25 protein-coding genes are annotated in these 19,785 nt (G+C 60.1%); 10 read left to right on the top strand and 15 right to left on the bottom strand.

Going from position 1 to position 19,785, the window contains the following annotated elements; all coding sequences use genetic code 11:
• Positions 1-2 precede the first annotated feature (2 nt).
• Together KZO83_RS13740 and KZO83_RS13735 are read left to right on the top strand one after the other, a co-directional pair.
• A complete protein-coding gene (locus tag KZO83_RS13740) occupies positions 3-596 on the top strand; it encodes a phosphoheptose isomerase (RefSeq protein WP_011507499.1) in 594 nt (197 codons plus the stop codon).
• Positions 597-606: 10 nt separating this feature from the next.
• Positions 607-1,173, top strand: a complete 567-nt coding sequence (locus tag KZO83_RS13735; RefSeq protein ID WP_247621200.1) for a BON domain-containing protein — start codon at positions 607-609, stop codon at positions 1,171-1,173.
• 28 nt (positions 1,174-1,201) lie between these two features.
• Here KZO83_RS13735 and KZO83_RS13730 read toward each other — a convergent pair whose 3' ends face one another.
• The 5 genes from KZO83_RS13730 to zapE all read right to left on the bottom strand — a co-directional run bounded on the left by KZO83_RS13730 (position 1,202) and on the right by zapE (position 4,770).
• Complete coding sequence (locus tag KZO83_RS13730) at positions 1,202-1,687, bottom strand: ClpXP protease specificity-enhancing factor (RefSeq protein ID WP_178997159.1); 486 nt, start codon at positions 1,685-1,687, stop codon at positions 1,202-1,204.
• Between the two features lie 65 nt (positions 1,688-1,752).
• On the bottom strand, positions 1,753-2,379 hold the full coding sequence (gene sspA / locus KZO83_RS13725; RefSeq protein ID WP_040241796.1) for a stringent starvation protein SspA: 627 nt from the start codon (positions 2,377-2,379) through the stop codon (positions 1,753-1,755).
• A gap of 211 nt (positions 2,380-2,590) precedes the next feature.
• Positions 2,591-2,980: a 30S ribosomal protein S9 gene (rpsI, locus tag KZO83_RS13720; RefSeq protein ID WP_040241799.1), complete on the bottom strand. Its 390-nt coding sequence runs from the start codon at positions 2,978-2,980 to the stop codon at positions 2,591-2,593.
• A gap of 13 nt (positions 2,981-2,993) precedes the next feature.
• Positions 2,994-3,422 (bottom strand): 50S ribosomal protein L13, encoded by a 429-nt coding sequence (gene rplM, locus KZO83_RS13715; protein ID WP_040241802.1) that lies wholly within the window; start codon positions 3,420-3,422, stop codon positions 2,994-2,996.
• A 172-nt stretch (positions 3,423-3,594) separates the two neighbouring features.
• A complete protein-coding gene (gene zapE / locus KZO83_RS13710) occupies positions 3,595-4,770 on the bottom strand; it encodes a cell division protein ZapE (RefSeq protein WP_040242152.1) in 1,176 nt (391 codons plus the stop codon).
• A gap of 193 nt (positions 4,771-4,963) precedes the next feature.
• Here zapE and KZO83_RS13705 point away from each other — a divergent pair, with 193 nt between their 5' ends.
• Positions 4,964-5,416 (top strand): Z-ring associated ZapG family protein, encoded by a 453-nt coding sequence (locus KZO83_RS13705; RefSeq protein ID WP_178997157.1) that lies wholly within the window; start codon positions 4,964-4,966, stop codon positions 5,414-5,416.
• Positions 5,417-5,517: 101 nt separating this feature from the next.
• On the opposite strand, the gene KZO83_RS13700 is transcribed toward KZO83_RS13705, so the two are convergent.
• The gene (locus tag KZO83_RS13700) at positions 5,518-6,276 is read right to left on the bottom strand and encodes a Nif3-like dinuclear metal center hexameric protein (protein WP_247621199.1); all 759 of its coding nucleotides are present in this window, start codon (positions 6,274-6,276) and stop codon (positions 5,518-5,520) included.
• A gap of 102 nt (positions 6,277-6,378) precedes the next feature.
• Between KZO83_RS13700 and KZO83_RS13695 the strand changes: the two genes are divergently transcribed.
• Positions 6,379-7,602 carry a Do family serine endopeptidase gene (locus KZO83_RS13695; RefSeq protein WP_247621198.1) on the top strand — a complete coding sequence of 408 codons (1,224 nt, stop codon included), beginning with the start codon at positions 6,379-6,381 and terminating at the stop codon, positions 7,600-7,602.
• Positions 7,603-7,675: 73 nt separating this feature from the next.
• Here the strand turns inward: KZO83_RS13695 and hisD are convergent, their stop codons facing one another.
• The 9 genes from hisD to KZO83_RS13650 all read right to left on the bottom strand — a co-directional run bounded on the left by hisD (position 7,676) and on the right by KZO83_RS13650 (position 14,535).
• The gene (gene hisD, locus KZO83_RS13690; RefSeq protein ID WP_040241813.1) at positions 7,676-8,992 is read right to left on the bottom strand and encodes a histidinol dehydrogenase; all 1,317 of its coding nucleotides are present in this window, start codon (positions 8,990-8,992) and stop codon (positions 7,676-7,678) included.
• Positions 8,993-9,009: 17 nt separating this feature from the next.
• Complete coding sequence (gene hisG, locus KZO83_RS13685; RefSeq protein WP_178997151.1) at positions 9,010-9,663, bottom strand: ATP phosphoribosyltransferase; 654 nt, start codon at positions 9,661-9,663, stop codon at positions 9,010-9,012.
• A gap of 67 nt (positions 9,664-9,730) precedes the next feature.
• On the bottom strand, positions 9,731-10,993 hold the full coding sequence (murA, locus tag KZO83_RS13680; protein ID WP_040241817.1) for a UDP-N-acetylglucosamine 1-carboxyvinyltransferase: 1,263 nt from the start codon (positions 10,991-10,993) through the stop codon (positions 9,731-9,733).
• 12 nt (positions 10,994-11,005) lie between these two features.
• A complete protein-coding gene (locus KZO83_RS13675; protein WP_178997147.1) occupies positions 11,006-11,260 on the bottom strand; it encodes a BolA family protein in 255 nt (84 codons plus the stop codon).
• A gap of 152 nt (positions 11,261-11,412) precedes the next feature.
• On the bottom strand, positions 11,413-11,766 hold the full coding sequence (locus KZO83_RS13670; protein WP_247621197.1) for an STAS domain-containing protein: 354 nt from the start codon (positions 11,764-11,766) through the stop codon (positions 11,413-11,415).
• Positions 11,763-12,428 carry an MlaC/ttg2D family ABC transporter substrate-binding protein gene (locus KZO83_RS13665; RefSeq protein ID WP_247621196.1) on the bottom strand — a complete coding sequence of 222 codons (666 nt, stop codon included), beginning with the start codon at positions 12,426-12,428 and terminating at the stop codon, positions 11,763-11,765. The genes KZO83_RS13670 and KZO83_RS13665 overlap by 4 nt, the downstream gene beginning before the upstream one ends.
• Positions 12,429-12,443: 15 nt before the next feature.
• Positions 12,444-12,908: an outer membrane lipid asymmetry maintenance protein MlaD gene (mlaD, locus tag KZO83_RS13660; RefSeq protein WP_178997142.1), complete on the bottom strand. Its 465-nt coding sequence runs from the start codon at positions 12,906-12,908 to the stop codon at positions 12,444-12,446.
• Positions 12,905-13,684: a lipid asymmetry maintenance ABC transporter permease subunit MlaE gene (gene mlaE, locus KZO83_RS13655; RefSeq protein ID WP_418904320.1), complete on the bottom strand. Its 780-nt coding sequence runs from the start codon at positions 13,682-13,684 to the stop codon at positions 12,905-12,907. The genes mlaD and mlaE overlap by 4 nt, the downstream gene beginning before the upstream one ends.
• Positions 13,684-14,535 carry an ATP-binding cassette domain-containing protein gene (locus tag KZO83_RS13650; RefSeq protein WP_248287148.1) on the bottom strand — a complete coding sequence of 284 codons (852 nt, stop codon included), beginning with the start codon at positions 14,533-14,535 and terminating at the stop codon, positions 13,684-13,686. Before KZO83_RS13650 ends, mlaE begins: the two co-directional genes overlap by 1 nt.
• Before the next feature lie 144 nt (positions 14,536-14,679).
• On the opposite strand from KZO83_RS13650, the gene KZO83_RS13645 reads away from it, so the two are divergent.
• The 6 genes from KZO83_RS13645 to KZO83_RS13620 all read left to right on the top strand — a co-directional run bounded on the left by KZO83_RS13645 (position 14,680) and on the right by KZO83_RS13620 (position 19,658).
• A complete protein-coding gene (locus KZO83_RS13645) occupies positions 14,680-15,660 on the top strand; it encodes a KpsF/GutQ family sugar-phosphate isomerase (protein ID WP_247621194.1) in 981 nt (326 codons plus the stop codon).
• Positions 15,661-15,668: 8 nt separating this feature from the next.
• On the top strand, positions 15,669-16,211 hold the full coding sequence (locus KZO83_RS13640) for a KdsC family phosphatase (protein ID WP_247621193.1): 543 nt from the start codon (positions 15,669-15,671) through the stop codon (positions 16,209-16,211).
• Between the two features lie 8 nt (positions 16,212-16,219).
• Entirely contained in the window at positions 16,220-16,807 is a 588-nt protein-coding gene (lptC, locus tag KZO83_RS13635; RefSeq protein WP_040241834.1) for an LPS export ABC transporter periplasmic protein LptC, read from the top strand.
• Positions 16,804-17,328, top strand: coding sequence for a lipopolysaccharide transport periplasmic protein LptA (gene lptA / locus KZO83_RS13630; protein ID WP_247621192.1), 525 nt, complete (start codon positions 16,804-16,806; stop codon positions 17,326-17,328). Before lptC ends, lptA begins: the two co-directional genes overlap by 4 nt.
• 49 nt (positions 17,329-17,377) lie before the next feature.
• The gene (lptB, locus tag KZO83_RS13625; protein WP_133696888.1) at positions 17,378-18,103 is read left to right on the top strand and encodes an LPS export ABC transporter ATP-binding protein; all 726 of its coding nucleotides are present in this window, start codon (positions 17,378-17,380) and stop codon (positions 18,101-18,103) included.
• Between the two features lie 124 nt (positions 18,104-18,227).
• Positions 18,228-19,658 (top strand): RNA polymerase factor sigma-54, encoded by a 1,431-nt coding sequence (locus tag KZO83_RS13620; RefSeq protein ID WP_247621191.1) that lies wholly within the window; start codon positions 18,228-18,230, stop codon positions 19,656-19,658.
• The last annotated feature ends 127 nt before the right edge of the window (positions 19,659-19,785 follow it).

Genomic DNA, 19,785 nt, shown 5'->3' with positions numbered 1-19,785 from the left:
TCATGGATTTCCAATCACGCATACTCGGCCACTTCAACGCCAGCATCGATGCCAAGACCTATGCCAGCGAGGTTCTTCCTCCCTTCATCGAAGTCGCGAGCCAGATGATGGTTCAGTGCCTGGTCAGCGAAGGCAAGATTCTCGCCTGTGGCAACGGCGGCAGTGCCGGTGACAGTCAGCACTTCTCATCCGAGTTGCTCAACCGGTTCGAGCGCGAGCGTCCGAGCCTGCCGGCCCTGGCCCTGACCACCGACACCTCGACTCTCACCTCGATCGCCAACGACTACAGCTACAACGAGATATTCTCCAAGCAGATACGCGCCCTGGGCCAACCCGGCGATATCCTGCTGGCCATCTCCACGAGCGGCAACTCCGCCAACGTGGTGCAGGCCATCCAGGCCGCCCACGATCGCGACATGCACATCGTGGCGCTCACCGGGCGCGACGGTGGCGACATGGCCTCGCTGCTCGGCCAGGACGACTGCGAAATTCGCGTTCCCTCGACCTCCACGGCACGCATCCAGGAAGTGCATCTGCTCGCGATACACTGCCTATGCGATCTCATCGATCAACAACTGTTTGGCAGCACCGAATAAGGAATTCGTCATGACACGACAGGTTATTCTCCCGCTCCTCCTTGGCATCACGCTGGCACTGACCGGCTGCGCCTCGCCTTCCACCGACAACCAGGGCGGTGAAAACTACGGCAAGCGCACCCCCGGCATGAAGGTGGAAGACGAAAGCATCCAGGACAAGATTTCCGACAACCTTGTCAGCACCGACGCGCGCTTTCGCGACGCGCATCTCAACATCGACAGCTACAACGGCATGGTACTTCTCACCGGCCAGGTGGCGAGCGACGAACTCAAGCAAAAAGCCGGCAACGTAGCCGAACAAGCCCGGCAGGTGCGCCGCGTTCACAACGAACTGGAAGTCGCCGCCAACTCCCCCATCGGCCAGCGTATGACGGATACCTGGATCACCGGAAGGATCAAGGCAAACCTCGCGACCGACGAGCGCATCGACGGCAGCCGAATTCGGGTCATCACCGAAAACAGCACGGTCTATCTGATGGGCATGGTGACCCACCAGGAAGCAGATATCGTGACCAACATCGCTTCACAAGTGGGTGGCATTCAGAGGATCGTCAAAGTCTTCGAATATCTCGATTGAGCACCGAGCAGGGTCGAAGACCCTGCTTTTACTTCACGACACGCAGTGACGGGCGCCCTTTGGTACGCGGGGCCTCGTCACTTTCGCTCTCAGCTTCACTGGCCTCTTCATCGTCAGACGCCTCGACGCTTTCAAGCGCAGGGCGGTCGCCATCGCCTTCCGGCTGAGTGCCGTCACCTTCGCCCGCTTCGGCTTCCGGCATGACCGGCTCATGACCAAAGACCATGCCAACCCCATTCTCACGCGCGTAAAGCGCGATCAATGCCTCCATGGGCACGATGACCTGCATCGGCTGGCCTGCAAAGCGCGCGCCGAAGGTTACAGCGGCATTCTCGATATACAAATCACGCACTGCGGAAGGCGCAATATTGAGGACGATCTGCCCGTTTTGCACAGACTGACGGGGGACGTTCACACCTTCACGTTCGGCATCGACAACGATATACGGTGTATGTCCGTTGTCCAGCAACCACTCATAGAGTGCGCGGGCCAAATAAGGGCGACTGGAAAGCATTGGCAACTTCCTCTTTCGGTTCGCGGCGACGATTCATCAGCGCTGCACACTCATGCATGGCAACGCTAAGTGCGCATTTCCTTCTCTGCCTCCAGCAGGGAAGCCTTGAAGGCATCACGACTGAAGAGGCGCTCCATGTAGTTCACCAGCGGCTGGACTTGCTTTTCCGGCAGCTCGACGCCCAGCGACGGCAGCCGCCAGAGAATCGGTGCGATGCAGCAATCTGCCAACGAAAACTCGTCGCTCATGAAAAACGGCATGTCTTCGAAGATCGGTGAAATACCCGTGATGCTTTCGCGCAACTCCTTGCGCGCCTTCTCGGCATCTTTCTTGCTGCCTTGCTGGATCGTTTCGACCAGCGGGCACCACTCGCGTTCGATGCGATGCATCCACAAACGGCTCTGCGCACGGGCCACGGGATAGACCGGCAACAGCGGCGGATGCGGAAAACGCTCGTCCAAGTATTCCATCATGACCTTGGACTCATAAAGCACCAGATCACGATCCAACAGGGTAGGCACGCTGTTGTACGGGTTGAGATCGGCAAGCTCTTCAGGGCTATTGTCATCGTTGACCTCGATGACATCGACGGCCACCCCCTTTTCCGCCAACACGATACGCACGCGATGGCTATAATGATCATCGCTACCAGAATAAAAGGTCATCGACGACCGCTTGGCCACTACACCCATGAAACATTCCTCGCTTCAGTTCGAACCCAGATGATAACACGTTAATAGGGGGCACGAATGCCACCCGCCGCCACTCATTGAGCATGCCGGGAGGGTAGATAAGGTCATGCACCCATACAAGCGCCCCTATCGAGTGCTTCACGCAAAAAGGCCCGGACGACAGGTCCGGGCCTTTGCGTAGCGCGCACCGATGGGTGCGAAGCGCTGCGTCTTAACGCTTGGAGAACTGCGGACGGCGACGCGCCTTGCGCAGACCGATCTTCTTACGCTCGACCTGACGGGCGTCACGCGTCACGTAGCCCGCATCACGCAGCGGACGACGGAAGTCTTCGTTGTAGGCGAGCAAGGCACGCGTAATGCCGTGACGAATCGCGCCCGCCTGCGCGGAGCCACCGCCACCGCTCACGGTGACATAGACGTCGAACTGGCCAGTGGTTTCAGTCAACTCGAACGGCTGACGGACGACCATCTCACCGGTGACACGACCGAAATAGTCGTGCAAGTCACGGTTGTTGACGGCGATTTTGCCGGTGCCCGGCTTCAAAAACACCCGAGCCGTGGAAGTCTTGCGGCGCCCGGTACCGTAATACTGCTGTGTCATGGCGAAGAATCCCTTAGAGGTTCAGTTCAAGCGGCTGCTGCGCGGCATGCGGATGCTCAGCACCAGCATACACCTTGAGCTTGGAATACATGGCGCGGCCCAATGGCCCCTTCGGCAGCATGCCCTTGACCGCACCCTCGATAACGCGCTCAGGCGCATGATCGATCAATTGCTCGAAGGACATGGAGCGCAGACCGCCCGGATACCCGGTATGACGGTAGTAATTCTTGGCTTGCGCCTTGTTGCCGGTGACACGAACCCTTTCGGCGTTGACGACGACGATGTAGTCGCCGGTATCGACGTGGGGCGTGTATTCCGGCTTGTGCTTGCCGCGCAAGCGGCGAGCGATTTCGGTGGCCAGGCGGCCGAGCGTCTTGTCAGTCGCATCGACGACATACCAGTCGCGTGTGACGGACTGTGGCTTAGCACTGAACGTCTTCATGGGTGAATCACCAATTGCTTGTGTGGACGTCACGCGTGTCAAGGGCGTGATCAGCCAATCCCTATTTTTCTTGGTTGCCGCGTCCCGAAAGACGGACAACGTTAGAGCGAGCGCGCATTGTACACGACGTTTCTCCGACCATAAAGCACGATTTCGCGCTTCACGGCAACCCTCACGGCTTGTGCGGCAATGCCAGATATTCCTTGGACTGCATTTCCTGTAGGCGAGACAGTGTCCGCTCGAACTCGAACTCCAACTGACCATGAGTGTAGAGCGACTCGATGGCGACCTCGGCGGACAGAAGCAGCTTGACACCGCGATCGTAGAACTCGTCGACCAGGTTGATAAATCGCCGCGCCAGGTCCTCCGTGGCGCCGCTCATCTGGGGCACATTGGAGACGAGGACCGTATGAAACTCGCGGGACAACTCTATGTAGTCGTTCTGGCTCCGCGGACCATCGCATAGCGTCTCGAACTCGAACCATACGACATCTTCATGCAGACGACGAGGCTGCAGGACACGATGGTTAACGTCGATCTCAGCATCCCTCTCGCCTTCGGCACCCGCAATGGCATGAAAGCTTTCGCCCAGGGCACGGTCAGCAGCTTCGCCCCACGGGTGATAGAAGATCTTCACTTGTTCCAGCGCCCGCAAGCGGTAATCGATTCCCGAGTCGACATTGACCACGTCGCAGTGACGCTTGAGCAAGTCGATAGCAGGAATGAAACGGGCACGCTGCAGACCATTCTTGTAGAGGTCGTCGGGTACGATATTGGACGTCGTCACCAACACCACACCCTGCGCAAACAGCGCCTCGAGCAGATTGGCGAGAATCATCGCATCGGTAATGTCCTTGACGAAGAACTCATCGAGACAGATTACCCTGGCCTCAGACGCAAACTTGCCCGCAATCAGCGTCAGCGGGTTTTTCTCCCCCTTGTAATGCGTCAACTCATTATGCACACGCTGCATGAAGCGGTGAAAATGCGTACGCATCTTGTCGGCGAACGGCAAGGTCTCGTAGAACGTATCCACCAAGTATGTCTTGCCTCGTCCCACGCCACCCCAGAAATAAAGCCCCAAAACCGCCGGTGGCGCCTCGAAAGGAGAAGGTGCGGACTTCTTGCCGAACAGCTTGGCGACCTTGGACTTGAGGCCATCGCCACTTATCGATGGTGCGCTCGACGATTGGCGTGGCGCATTCACCAAGTCGTCATAGAGTCGCTGCAAATGTTTAACGGCCTCTTCCTGATCGGGATCGTACTCGAAATCGTCGCGCTGCAAGTCCTGGCGATATTTTTCCAGGGGCGTACGTGCTTCCACGGACGGGGGCATGGTGGCACTCATGGGGGCGAAACACACCTCGACTGAATGATGAAAGCTGTCATTATACGCGTCATCACGACACTTGCATGGACACACGCGGCATGGTGCCTCACTTTCGGGTTTGACCCGCCGCGCCAAGACACCGATATAATAGCCATGCCTGGTATGCCAACGCATCGCAACCGCATGCCCCGTGACGATCAAGGAGAGCATTGTGAACGAGAGCAACATCGACTGGATCCTGGCCATCGCGTGCTTTCTGGCAGGCATCGGCATCGGTGCCCTCGGCTACCATCTGCTGAACGCCAACGTGGCCCGTAACCAGAAGGTTCGCCAACGCCTGGCAGAGGCGGAGCTGGAACTCAGTCAAGTAAAGGACTCACTGAACGATCATTTCGCCAAGGCTTCTGAGCTGGTCAACAGCATTCAGCGTCAGAGCCATGAGCTTGAGCAGCAACTATCTCAAGGTGCCGATCGTCTCGTCGACGATTTGCAACTCAAGCGCCGCCTGCATCCACGCCAGGAGGGTGAGACGCAAGAAGATGCTGACCCACCCCAGATGCCACGCGACTACGCTGAGGGCGCTCAGGGCACGCTCTCTGAAAATTATGGCCTAGAGCCACGCAAGCAGCGCGCCACCGAAGACGAGACACCGCCGCGTTACTGAGTTAGATATTCAGGCATCCTTGTTGGACACCCCTCAGGCTTGCTACAACGCTTAGGCGCCGACCGTTTCAAACGCTCGGCGCCTTCTTGTTTCGGAATCACTCAGGCAGGGTTGTCGATATCCATGAAACGATGCGTGATATCGAAACGTGACGCCAGCCAATCCCCCAGCGCCCTGACGCCATCACGCTCGGTGGCGTGATGGCCGGCCGCCACATAGGTCACGCCCATTTCACGTGCCATATGCGTGGTGCGCTCGGAAATTTCTCCCGAAATGAAGGCATCGACACCCGCCTCGGCCGCCAGCGGCAGCATGTCCTGTGCGCCACCCGTACACCACGCGACACGTTCGATCGAGCGAGCATGTCCCGCTATGACCAAGGGCTCACGCCCCAATTGTCGCTCGATATGCGCCGCGAACGCGGCATGATCCATCGACGACGACGTATTCCCGTACCACAAGAGACCCTGCCCGAGCGCACCATCGAGACAGCCTGACGGCGTGAGGTCGAGACGCTTGGCGAGCTGTACGTTATTGCCCAACGTCGCATGCGCATCCAGCGGCAGGTGGTACGCCAACAGATTGATATCATGCGTCATCAACGTGGCCAGACGGCGGCGTTTCATTCCCGTGACCGCTACCGGTTCGTTCTTCCAGAAATAACCATGATGGACGAGCACCAGATCCGCTTTCCAGGCCACGGCTTCATCGAGCAATGCTTGGTTGGCGGTGACGCCGCTCATAACGCGCGTCACCGTGTCACGCCCTTCCACTTGCAGACCGTTTAGGGTGTAGTCCTTGAAGTCGCCGCACTGCAATTCGGACTCAATCGCGGCGATCACTTCTTGTCGAGCACTCATGGGCGGCTCCAGACAGCTTAGGGATGCAATGTTACACTCAGCGCCATTGTAACGGCTGCCCTACGGGGCAGCGACTGCCCGCTCGCCGACAAGGAACCCTACATGCGTCGCTCACTGATGTCGCTCGTCTGGCCCATCATCAGTGGCATCCTGCTCGCCATCGTGCTACTCAACGCCTTTCCCCAACTGATGGGCGAGCGCAGCACCGACGATGCCACCACGCCAGTGCCCGATACCAGCGCCGTGCGCGCCATCGCCGAACGTACCGATACCGCCGAGCGCGCGCCGGAGGTCGTCGAGGCCGCGCCCCTGAACAGGTCTCAAGGCCCCGCAAGCTATGCCGGTGCCGTGAACAAGGCAGCCCCCGCCGTCGTCAATATTTATTCGTCGCGCATGGTCGAGCGTAGCGAACACCCGCTGATGTCCGACCCTTTTTTCCAGCAATTCTTCGGCAAGGACATGCCGCAACGTCAGCGCATGCTCTCTAGCCTGGGCTCGGGCGTCATCGTCAGCGCCGAAGGGTACGTACTGACCAACAATCATGTCATACGCGATGCCGATGAGATTCAGGTCGCCCTGCGCGACGGCCGCGAGACACTTGCCAAGGTCGTGGGCACCGACCCCGAGAGCGACTTGGCGGTGCTCAAGATTCCCAGCGAAAACCTCCCCGTCATCCAGCTCAGTGACTCCGAGCAAGTTGCCATCGGCGATGTCGGCCTCGCCATCGGCAACCCCTTTGGCGTCGGACAAACCGTCACCATGGGCATCATCAGTGCCACGGGCCGTAACCATCTCGGTTTGAACGCTTACGAAGACTTCATCCAGACCGATGCTGCCATCAATCCTGGCAACTCAGGCGGAGCACTGGTCAATGCGGAGGGGGCACTCGTAGGGATCAATACCGCGATCTTTTCACGCTCAGGCGGGTCACAAGGCATCGGCTTCGCCATTCCCGCCAACCTGGCGCACCAAGTACTCGATCAGATCGTCGCCCATGGCCGTGTCATCCGCGGCTGGCTGGGCATCGATGTTCAAGCGATGACGCCCGACCTAGCCGCGTCGTTCGGCCTCAAGACCCTGACCGGTGTGGTCATCGCCAGCGTCGTACCCGACGGGCCAGGTGACAAGGCTGACCTGCAGCCGGGTGACGTACTCCTATCCATCGACGGCGAGCCCATCATCGATGCTCGTGAGGCCATGGCCGATATCGCCGAGATTTCTCCCGGCACAAAGCTGCCCATTACCATCGTGCGTGATGGAGAGAAACGCGAGATCACACTGACGGCCGGCGAACGCCCCGTAGCGTCGGAGTCGGAGGCGCAATAATCCTAACGCAGCATGCCCCCACCGGCGCACCGGCGGGGGCATGCGATAACTGCCCTTAGGATGCCAATCGTCGTCAGGTGTCGCCGAGACGATTCTCCGCCGAACGCGCATGCGCCGTCAGCGACTCTCCTCGCGCCAGCACCGAGGCAGTACGGCCCAGAGTGGCCGCGCCTTCCGGCGAGCAATGAATCAGCGACGAACGTTTCTGGAAATCGTAAACGCCCAAGGGCGAGGAGAAGCGCGCAGTGCCTGATGTCGGCAACACGTGATTGGGGCCGGCGCAATAATCGCCCAACGCTTCCGCCGTGTAACGGCCCATGAAGATCGCACCGGCGTGACGCACGCCTTCCGCCATCGCTTCAGGATCGCCAACCGATAGCTCAAGGTGCTCGGGCGCAATGCGGTTGATGATCGTCAGCGCCTCCTCGCGATCACGGCACTGGATCAAGGCACCGCGTGACGCCAGCGACTCACGGATGATCGCTTCGCGCTCCATGGTAGGCAGTAAACGTTCGATGGCGGCGTGAACCGCATCGAGATGGGCCGCGTCCCAGCCCACGAGGATTGCCTGAGCGTCCTCGTCGTGCTCGGCCTGCGAGAACAAGTCCATGGCCAGCCATTCGGGATCGGTCTCTCCATCGGTCACGACCAGAATCTCGGAAGGCCCCGCGATCATGTCGATCCCTACTTGTCCGAACACCGCGCGTTTGGCCGTGGCCACGTAGATATTGCCCGGCCCAACGACTTTATCCACGCGTGGAATGCTCTGAGTGCCATACGCTAGAGCCGCCACGGCCTGGGCGCCACCCACGGTGAAGACATAATCGACCCCCGCCAGATACGCGGCTGCCAGCACGAGGTCATTGAGCACCCCGTCAGGCGTAGGCACCACCATGACGATTTCGTGCACCCCAGCAACATGCGCGGGAATGGCGTTCATCAGCACCGAGGACGGGTACGCAGCCTTGCCGCCCGGCACATAGATGCCCGCGCGGTCCAGCGGCGTGACTTTCTGGCCCAGCACACTGCCATCGGCCTCGGTGTACTGCCAGGACTCAGGCTTCTGACGCTGGTGATAGAGGCGAATGCGCTCGGCGGCGTGTGCCAGCGCCTCGCGCTGCGCATCCGGCAGGCCCTCATAGGCCTCGCGCAACCGTGCCGCATCCAGCGTCAACTCACTCATGTCACGCGCCTGCATGCGATCCAGGCGATTGGTGTATTCGATCACTGCGGCATCGCCTCGCGAGCGCACGGCATCGATGATCTGTTCGACGCTTTCGGCTACCTGCTTGTCGGAGACCCCTTCCCACGCCAGCAACGCTGTCAGACGTGTATCGAAATCGTCTTGTATGGTGCTCAGACGCGCCACATTCACGGCATTGTCAGTCATCTCGCCCTCTCGTGTTCTTACGCCTGCGTTTCACCGCGCCGCGACTCGACCGCGCGCCCCAGGCGCTCGATCAGTGGCTTGAGCCGATCATGCTTCATGGTCATCGAGGCCTTGTTAACCACCAGTCGCGAACTCACCTCGTCGATCAACTCGCGCGGCTCCATGCCATTGGCGCGCAAGGTGTTACCGGTATCGACGATATCGACGATCTCATCGGCCAGATTCATCAAAGGCGCCAACTCCATAGCCCCGTAGAGCTTGATCACCTCGGCCTGAATTCCCTGTCGGGCATAGTAACGACGCGCCACATTGACGAACTTGGTGGCCACCCGACGCCGCGCATGGGTCGGCTGCGCCCCGACCACGCCGGCCGTCATCAACTTGCAGCGCGATATTTCCAGATCCAGAGGCTCATACAGCCCTTCGGCCCCATGCTCGAGCAAGGTATCCTTACCCGCCACGCCAACATCGGCGGCACCGAGTTGCACGTACGTCGGTACATCGACGGCACGAATCACGACCAATTTGACATCGGGAAGATTGGTATCGAACAGCAACTTGCGGCTCTTGCCGAAGTCTTCCGCCGGCTCTATGCCCGCGTCAGCCAACAGCGGGAGCGTTTCTTCCAGTATGCGCCCTTTGGACAGGGCCAGAATCAGTTGCTTTGACATGATGTTGGCACGTCTATTGAACTTGGCGTTCCGCCACCATGGCGGAACGGGAGAATGAAACCGCCGATCAACCGGGTACGCGACGAATCTTGGCACCGAGCAATTGCAACTTCTCCTCGATGCATTCGTAACCGCGGTCGATATGATAAATGCGATCCACCTGCGTTTCGCCTTCCGCCATCATGGCCGCAATGACCAGGCTCGCCGACGCCCGCAAATCAGTGGCCATCACCGGCGCGCCGGAGAGATGTTCGACGCCCGTGATGACCGCGGCGTTACCTTCCAGCGCGATCCGCGCCCCCATGCGATTGAGTTCCTGCACATGCATGAAGCGGTTTTCGAAGATCGTCTCGACGACGGTGCCCGAGCCTTCGGCGACACAGTTGAGCGCAACGAATTGGGCCTGCATGTCGGTGGGAAACGCGGGGTACGGAGCAGTACGCACATTGACCGCCCGTGGACGCCGTCCACGCATATCGAGTTCCAGCCAGCCATCGCCCACCTCAACGCGAGCTCCAGCTTCATCGAGCTTGGCAAGCACGGCCTCCAGCGTATCGGCACGTGTGTTACGTACCCGAACGCGACCACTGGTCGCTGCGGCCGCCACCAAGAAGGTGCCCGTTTCGATGCGATCCGGCATGACATCGTAATGGCATCCGTGCAGGCGCGGCACACCCTCGACCACGATCGTATCCGACCCGTGACCACGAATCCGAGCCCCCATGGCGATCAGACACTCGGCCAGATCCACCACTTCCGGCTCACGCGCCGCGTTCTCGAGTACCGTAGTGCCGTCGGCCAAGGTGGCCGCCATCAGCAGGTTTTCGGTGCCGGTTACGGTCACGGTGTCGAAGAAGATCGTCGCCCCTTTCAGGCGACCGGCGCAGCGTGCCTGCACGTAACCGCCATCGACATGAATCTCGGCGCCCATGGCCTCGAGACCGCGCAGGTGCAAATCGACTGGACGCGACCCGATCGCGCAGCCACCCGGCAAAGACACATCGGCCGTACCGAAATGAGCCAGCAAGGGGCCGAGCACGAGAATCGAGGCGCGCATCTTCTTGACCAGTTCGTAAGGCGCATGGCAATGCGTTACCTGAGAGCCATCAAGCTGAATGCTCATCTTGTCGCCCATCACCGGCTCGACGCCCATGCGCCCCAATAGCTCCAGCGTGGTGGTGATATCCTGCAAATGTGGCAGGTTGCCGATAGTCACCGGCTCATCGGCCAACAGGGTCGCCGCCAGAATCGGCAAGGCGGAGTTCTTGGCACCACTCGCCCACACTTCCCCGTCGAGCGGCCCATTACCGGTAATGATCAATTTGTCCATGAAATTCCGTGCTTAGACGCCCGCGTTTTCAGGAGCTTGCTCCCACTGAGACGGGGTGTAGGTCTTGATACTAATGGCATGTAGGGCGCCACTGGCGATTTCATCTGACAACGCCGAATAAATCAGCTGCTGGCGCTTGACCGGCGATAGTCCCTCAAAAACGTCACCGACGGCGACCACCTGGAAATTGCAGCCTTCACCTTGAATATGAAACTGGCAATCGTCGATACGCGATTCGAGTAGGGCCTTGACGTCGCTGGGTTGCATAAGGCGTTGGCTCCTGTTCTACGGCACGGCGCGCGTAACACGCACGAGTGCGGTAATTGGGTCGGGATTTCAATCAGGCATGATAAAGAAAACGGGCGCCGTTGGCGACGCCCGCTTGCACGCAGAACCCCGGGAGGCGACGCGCCGCGCTGTCATGACGTGTGCGAAGCCACCCGCGTCTCATCAATGGGAAGCAAGGGATCCAGCCCTGCCATGGCCGTCAAACGCGCCAAGGGGTGCGACAGGGCCACATGAACGATATGCACGCCGTGCGACTGCGCGCAACGCAACCATTCGAGCAGGACACTGAGCACGGCACTGCTGGCACAGCTCACGCCGGTCAGATCGAACTCGACCTCGACATCGCGCGGCAAGCTTTGCAGCCATTCCCGCCCTTTGGCTGCCAACGAGGCGGCACTGTCGAAATCCGCCTCGCCATCGACTTTCAGAATACGCGCGTCGCGCACTTCAAGCCGGGCATCGTCACGCTCGAGGAGGACGCTCATTGGTTGCCGTCGCCGCCTTTTTCGAGCTCATCGGTGGCGACGTCGGGCGCCCAGCCATCGATGACCGCATCGATATCGCGATTATTGTCGCGCATGGCCTGATCGAACTGATTGCGGAACGTCAGTCCCAGATTAATGCCATTGACGATGACATTGATCACACGCCACTCGCCGTCGCGCTTATGCAACGTGTACACCACGGGATAAACATCGCCATTGCTTGAGACCACTTCCATATCGACGCTGGCCTGATCCTCATAACGCCGCTCGCTATCATTATCGAGCACCCGGATGTCGCGATAATCGAACGTCACCAACCCCTTGGCATACGTCTCGATCAGCGTCTTACGAAACGTCTCGACGAAACGTGAGCGCTGCTGCGGCGAGGCATTACTGAAATATCGGCCCATGACGCTGGCGCCGATGTAGCGAAAATCGGCCACGTCGTCGAGGCTATCGTCAACCAGCGACTCAAGCTCGCCTTCATGCTCGGCGTAATAATCCTTGCGCCCATCCAGCTTTTGCATCAACGCGGCCACGTTGCCTTCGATCAGCTGCTGGGGCGTTTGCTGGGCCTGCGCCGTCAATGCCACGCACCATAGAACCGACAGCAGTAGTGCGCAAAGACTGAAGCGCCGGGGAGTGAATTGCCTTGATGTCATGGGAACCTCCTTGGCTCAATCGTTTGTCATGTTCGACACGAACTGCTGAATCAATTGCTCCAGCACCAGCGCTTGCTGTGTATCGCGGATGGTGTCGCCTTCTTCGAGCATCTCGGGGTCGCCCCCCACGCTCAGGCCGACATATTGCTCACCCAATAACCCCGAGGTGAGGATCGACGCCGTACTGTCCCGCGAGATCTTACCCTCCAGATCCTCGTCGAGCTCCATGGTCACGCGGGCATCGAGCCATTCGGTGTCGAGCGCGACATCGCTGACGCGCCCGATGGTCACGCCTGCCATGGCAACCCTGGAACCCGACTTGAGTCCGCCGATGTTGGCGAAATTGGCCTGCAGCGTGAATGTGTCCTGCGGTACACCAAGGCTAAGGCCACTGACGCGCAGGCCAAGAAACACCATGCCTAAAATCCCGGCCAGGACGAACAATCCCACGCCGAACTCCATCATCTTGCTGCGCTTCATCCAAGTTCTCCAAACATCAGCGCGGTCAGCACGAAATCCAATCCGAGCACCGCCAGGGACGAATAGACCACCGTGCGGGTCGTGGCCCGCGAGATGCCTTCCGACGTCGGGATCAGGTCATATCCCTGAAACACCGCAATCCATGTAACGACGAGACCGAACACCACGCTTTTGAGCATGCCGTTGAGAATATCGTCGACGAACGCGACACTGCTTTGCATATTGCTCCAATAGGAGCCATCGAACACGCCCAGCCACTGCACGCCGACCAGGTAACCGCCCCAGATACCGACTACGCTGAAGCCCACCGTCAGCAACGGCATCGAGATAAACCCCGCCCAGAGACGTGGTGCCACGATGCGCCGCAACGGATCGACCCCAATCATTTCCATACTGGTTAACTGTTCGGTTGCTTTCATGAGCCCGATCTCGGCCGTCAGCGCCGAACCGGCACGCCCCGCGAACAGCAACGCCGCCACTACCGGCGCCAGTTCACGTAACAGAGACAGCGCCACCATCTGTCCCAACGCATCCTCCGCGCCGAAACCGACCAGAATGGTATACCCCTGCAAGCCCAGCACCATGCCGATGAATAGCCCCGACACCAGCACGATCGCCAACGACATGACACCGATGAAATGCATCTGACGAAGCCACAGATGCCATCCTTCGCGAGAAGGAATGCCCACTGCCGACTGCGCCAGGAACATCGCCGCCCGGCCCAAGGCACTCAGTGCATCGAGCGTGCTTCGTCCAAGCGACGCGATAGGACGCATCATGAACGCTCTCCTTTGCTGGCCAGGATATCGCGATAAAAATCGGGCGCCGGGTAGTGAAACGGCACCGGGCCATCAGGCTCGCCATGCACGAATTGCTTGACGCGCGCGTCGCGATTGACATCCAGCGTTTGCGGCGTGCCATGGGCCATGACCTGACCGTCGGCGATGATATACACATAATCGGCGATAGAGAGCGTCTCCTTGATATCGTGCGAGACGATGACCGCAGTCAGCCCCAAGGCTTGATTGACCGTCTTGATCAGTTCCACTAGCACGCCCATTGAAATCGGATCCTGGCCGACGAAAGGCTCGTCATAGAGCACTAGCTCAGGATCGAGCGCCACCGCACGCGCTAACGCCACGCGCCTGGCCATGCCACCGGACAACTCCGCCGGTGACAAATTGCGCGCACCTCGCAAGCCTACCGACTGAAGCTTCATCAGCACGATATCGCGCACCATGGCCTCCGGCAGGTCGGTATGCACACGCAGAGGAAAGGCCACGTTCTCGAAAACGCTCAGATCCGAAAACAGCGCGCCGCTCTGGAACAGCATGCCCATGCGCCGCCGCATCCGAAACAACGCACGACGAGACAAACCATGCACATCTTCTCCGTCGATACACACACGTCCCGCATCCGGCACTAGCTGACCGCCGATCAACTTGAGCAGCGTCGTCTTACCCGTTCCGCTAGGGCCCATGACCGCGGTAATCTTGCCTTTAGGAATACGCAGATCGACGCCTCGAAAGATGTCATTCTCGCCTCGCGAGAAATGCAACCCCTCGACGTCGACCAGGGTCGTGTCAGTCACGTAACGCTCATCCACGTCTCGATAATTATCGAACATCGTATCCTAACTCGAGCGATCACCGCCAGCCTCACCTTGCAACACTCTCGGCGAGTGCGTTTAATGAGCGCCCCAATTCGCTCGCCGCTCCCCCGGAGTCAGCGATGCTTGAGCCCAAGGCCGCGAAGGGCAACAATCACTACCATGAACACTGTCACCAATTACGATTATCGAGCCAGCGCGCGACGCACGCTGACACTCGAATCGCAAGCCATCGCCGCTTTGATCGAACGCCTCGACGAGTCCTTCGACCACGCCTGTCGACTGCTACTAGCCTGCGAAGGGCGCGTCGTTGTCACCGGCATGGGCAAGTCTGGGCACGTCGCCCGCAAGATCGCGGCGACGCTAGCCAGTACCGGCACGCCAGCCTTCTTCGTCCACCCTGGCGAGGCCAGCCACGGCGACATGGGCATGATCACGCCCCGTGACGTCGTCCTGGCCCTTTCCAATTCGGGAGAGACGGCCGAAGTCACGGCGCTGTTACCGCTTCTCAAGCGCATGGGCACCCCTCTGGTCAGCATGACCGGACGCACCGGTTCGACCCTATCGCGCCACGCCGAAGCACATTTGGATACCGCCGTGGCCCGCGAAGCCTGCCCCCTCGACCTCGCGCCGACCACTTCGACAACCGCCGCGCTGGCCATGGGGGATGCCCTGGCGGTGGCCCTGCTGGAGGCACGCGGATTCACCGCCGAGGACTTCGCCCTGTCACACCCCGGCGGCAGCTTAGGACGACGCCTTCTGCTCAGGGTCGAAGATCTCATGCATCATGGCGAGCGCCTGCCCTGTGTCACACTGGGCAGCCCGCTACGCGACGCCCTGCTGGAAATCACCCGTCAGGGCCTAGGCTTTACCTGCGTAGTTGATGAAGCCGGGCATCTAGCCGGCATTTATACGGATGGCGACCTGCGGCGCACTCTCGACCACCACGATGACCTGCGCCGTCTGCGCGTCGATGACGTCATGACCCACGGTGGCAAGACGATCCGACCGGAACTACTCGCCGCCGAGGCCGTCAAGATCATGGAAGACAACCGCATCACGGCACTCGCCGTGGTCGACGACGACGGACGACCGGTCGGCGCGCTGCACATGCACGACCTATTGGTCAGCGGCGTCATTTGAGGAGCCCCATGACATATTCCAACGATTGGCGCGACAAGGCACGTCACGTCCGGCTCTTGGCCTTGGACGTGGACGGCGTACTCACTGACGGCACGCTGCACTTTCAAAGCGATGGCCAGGAAACCAAGAGCTTCAACATCCTCGACGGCCTCGGCATCAAACTGCTGCAACAAAATGGCGTCGCCGTGGCATTGATCACCGGGCGTGAGTCGCCCATGGTTAGCCGGCGCGCCGAGGCGCTTGGCATCGCCCACGTCGCACAAGGTCGCGAGGACAAACTAGTGGCGCTGACCGCCTTGTGCGCACAGCTCGGCCTACCGCTGAACGCCGTCGCCTATTGTGGCGACGACTTGCCTGACCTGGCCGCGATTCGCGCCGCCGGGCTCGGCCTGAGTGTGAACAACGCCCCGGATTACGTCCGTGCACACGCCGACTGGGTTCCCTCGCGCTCGGGCGGCCAAGGCGCGGTGCGCGAAATCTGCGACGCCTTGCTGAGCTGCCAGGGACGGTGGGATGCTTGTCTCGCGCCCTATCTCGATGGCCAAGGATGAATCGCGTCATGCCGACTTTTCTGTCTTCTCGCAAATGGGCACGACTGGGACTATTGCTAGTACTGATAGTCCTGGGTATCGGCCTAGCCATCGTCGAGCAACGCGACTCTTCTTCCCCGGGCCCCGTCCCTAGCGATGACGCGGGCGAGCCCGATTACTACCTCGAAGGCGTCACCATGACGCGCTTCAACGCGCAAGGCATTCCCCATCAAACGCTTAAATCGCCGCGCCTCGTGCATACCCCTGTCGACGACATCATTCGCGCCGACTCACCTAAGGCCAAGATCCGTGACGAGGCGGGACGCAAGTGGGACATCGCCGGTGACAAGGGAAGCCTGGGGCCGCAACGCGATTTACTCACCCTGACCGGAAACGCCCAGCTCGTACAACCCGAGCAGGGCTGGCGCCTCGACACCGACGTGCTGTACTACCAATCCAGCGAAGGCCACGCCTGGAGTGACACCGAGGCCGTGTTGCGGCAGCATGAGCAGCGCGTGCGCGGCAATCGCTTCGATGCCTGGATCGACACCGATCAAGCGCGTCTGAGCGGTGATGTGCGAGGCCACCATCCACAGCTTGCCGAGGACGAATCATGAGGACACGACCATTGACGACGGCGCTGGCATGCGCCGCGCTAGGACTCGCCAGTCACACGGCACTAGCATTGGAAAGTGATGCCAGCCAACCTATCGAGATCGCCGCCGATCAGCTCGATCTCGACGATAACGCCGGCACCGCGGTCTACACCGGCGACGTCGATATGCAACAAGGCAGCATGCAACTGACGGCCGCGCGCGTGGAAATCGAACGCAACGCGCAGGGTGAAGTCTCCACGGTCACCGCTCATGGCGGCGGTGGCGAACGCGCTTATCTCGAACAAAAGCCCGCGCCGGACGAGCCGGTGGCCAAGGGATGGGGCGATACGGTGATCTATCATGCCGCCGAGCGTCGCGTGGAACTCATCGACAACGCCGAGCTTCACAAGGCCCGAGATACCTTCAATGGCGCCTATGTCGAATACTTTCTCGATCGTCGCCAGGTACAGGCACGCTCCGACGATGACGGCGATGGCAAGCAGCGCGTTCGCATGACGCTGACGCCCCGCGACAGCGAGTAGCGGCGTGTTTCGTGATTCACTCCCCCCCATTAGGTAGGACCCGACGCCCATGAAGACCCTGAGTGCCGCCAACCTCGCCAAGAGCTACAAGGGCCGCCGCGTGGTGCATGACATCAGCCTGACCATACGTCAGGGCAGCATCGTCGGCTTGCTAGGCCCTAATGGCGCCGGCAAGACTACCTCGTTCTACATGATTGTCGGGCTGGTAGGCGCCGATGCCGGCAGCGTACACATCGACGAACGCAACCTGTCGCATGCGGCCATGCACGAGCGCGCCCGCGCCGGTATCGGCTATCTTCCACAGGAAGCATCGATCTTTCGCAAGCTCTCGGTCGCCGATAACATCATGGCGATTCTCGAGACGCGCCGCGATCTCGACAAGGCCGCACGCAAGGCGCAACTCGAACGCCTCCTAGAAGAGTTTCACGTCACTCACATACGGGACAACCCCGGCATGAGCCTGTCCGGGGGCGAGCGTCGTCGCGTTGAAATCGCCCGCGCCCTGGCCACCGAGCCCGCCTTCATTCTTCTCGACGAGCCCTTCGCCGGGGTCGACCCGATCTCCGTTGGCGAGATAAAGAGCATTATCCGCCAATTGCGCGACCGTGATATCGGCGTCTTGATCACCGACCACAACGTCCGCGAAACCCTCGATATTTGTGACAACGCCTACATCGTCGGAAACGGACAGATCATTGCCGAAGGTCATGCCGACGCCATACTCGCCAATCAAAAAGTACGTGATGTCTACCTCGGCCATGAGTTCCGACTGTAAACGCAAGCCACTGGAACCGCCGCACGCTTATATAAATGGCATGATTGTTGCTTATATTCTTGCAAGTGGCGTCGTCGCGAGATAACTTACGGGCACCGTTTCAGGAAGCGACGATCGATTTTCCATGTCCATGAAACCTACCTTGCAGCTTCGCGTCGGCACACAGCTGACGATGACGCCCCAGTTACAGCAAGCCATTCAGCTCTTGCAGCTTTCAACGCTGGATTTGCGACAGGAGATCCAGCAAGCGCTGGACTCCAACCCCATGCTGGAGCTCGAAGAGGACTTCGAGGAGCGCGAGGTCAGCGAGACGCAGCAAGAGGATGACTGGACGAACGACATCCCTGAGAACCTGTCGCTGGATAGCGAATGGAGTGACACTTACCAGGATTCAGGTCCCTCACTATCGGGCGGCGGCGGCAGCGAGGAAGGTCCCGATATAGAGCGCAATACCGCGCATACCAGCCTTCACGACCATCTGGCCTGGCAACTCGCCATGGCCGATATGACACCGCGCGAACAGGCTATTGCCGAAAGCCTGATCGACGCTGTGGGGCCCGACGGCTATCTCACCCTGCCCCTCGAGGGACTGGTCGATGGCTTGCGCGGCCAAGGCCTTTCGGGGCTCAAGGTGGGCGATGTCGAACACGTCATGATGCGTGTACAGCAGTTCGATCCCACCGGCGTCGGCGCCCGCGACCTGCGCGAGTGCCTGTTGCTGCAACTCGGCGCCCTGCCCGAAGACATGCCACTACTAACTCAGGCCAAGCGTCTGGTACGCCAGTTCCTGGAAGCGCTCGCCAGCAACGATCGCAAGTTGCTCAAGCGACGGTTGCGCCTCGACGAGGCAGAACTCGATCACATCATCGCCCTCATTCAGTCACTCGACCCGCGCCCCGGCCTTGCCTTCGAGGACAGCAGCAACGATTACGTCATCCCCGACCTCGTCGCACGACGCATCCGGCAAGATTGGCGCATCGAGCTCAATCCCGAGGCTTTGCCCCGCGTCCGCATCCAGCCGGATTATGCCGCCCTCATCAAGCGCGCGGACAAGAGCGACGACAACACCTTCCTCAAGCAACACCTGCAAGAAGCCAAATGGCTGCTCAAGAGCCTTTCGAGCCGTAACGACACCTTGCTGCGAGTGGGCCAGGAGATCATGGCGCGCCAGCTAGATTTCCTGGAGCGCGGCGAGGAAGCCATGAAGCCGTTGATTCTGGCGGATATAGCCGATGCAGTGGACATGCACGAGTCGACCATATCCCGCGTGACCACGCAGAAATTCATCCATACCCCACGCGGCGTCTTTGAGCTCAAATACTTCTTTTCCAGCCACGTTGGCGGGCAAGGCGAAACCGACGCCCATTCCAGCACGGCGATTCGTGCACGCTTGAAGAAATTGATTGGTGACGAGCCACCACGCAAGCCTCTATCCGACAGCAAGCTCGTCGACCTGCTAGCTCAGGACGGCATTCCGGTCGCACGACGCACTGTCGCCAAGTACCGCGAAGCCATGGGCATCCCCTCTTCCAGCGAGCGTAAGCGACTCGCCTGAACGCGGGCGGATTGCACGTATCGGCCACGCTGCGTAGACTCGCCGCGGCCATCGTTATCCAGCGCTTTCTAGGGCTATGCAGCGCTCTAAAAAGGGTTACAATCGAAGTGCCAACCGATGGAATAGG

Origin of the sequence: Chromohalobacter moromii (assembly GCF_023091865.1) — a bacterium.
In the GTDB taxonomy this organism is placed as follows: Bacteria; Pseudomonadota; Gammaproteobacteria; order Pseudomonadales; family Halomonadaceae; genus Chromohalobacter; species Chromohalobacter moromii.
Note: the sequence above shows the minus strand (reverse complement) of the source record. Positions and strands in the feature narration are given on the sequence as shown.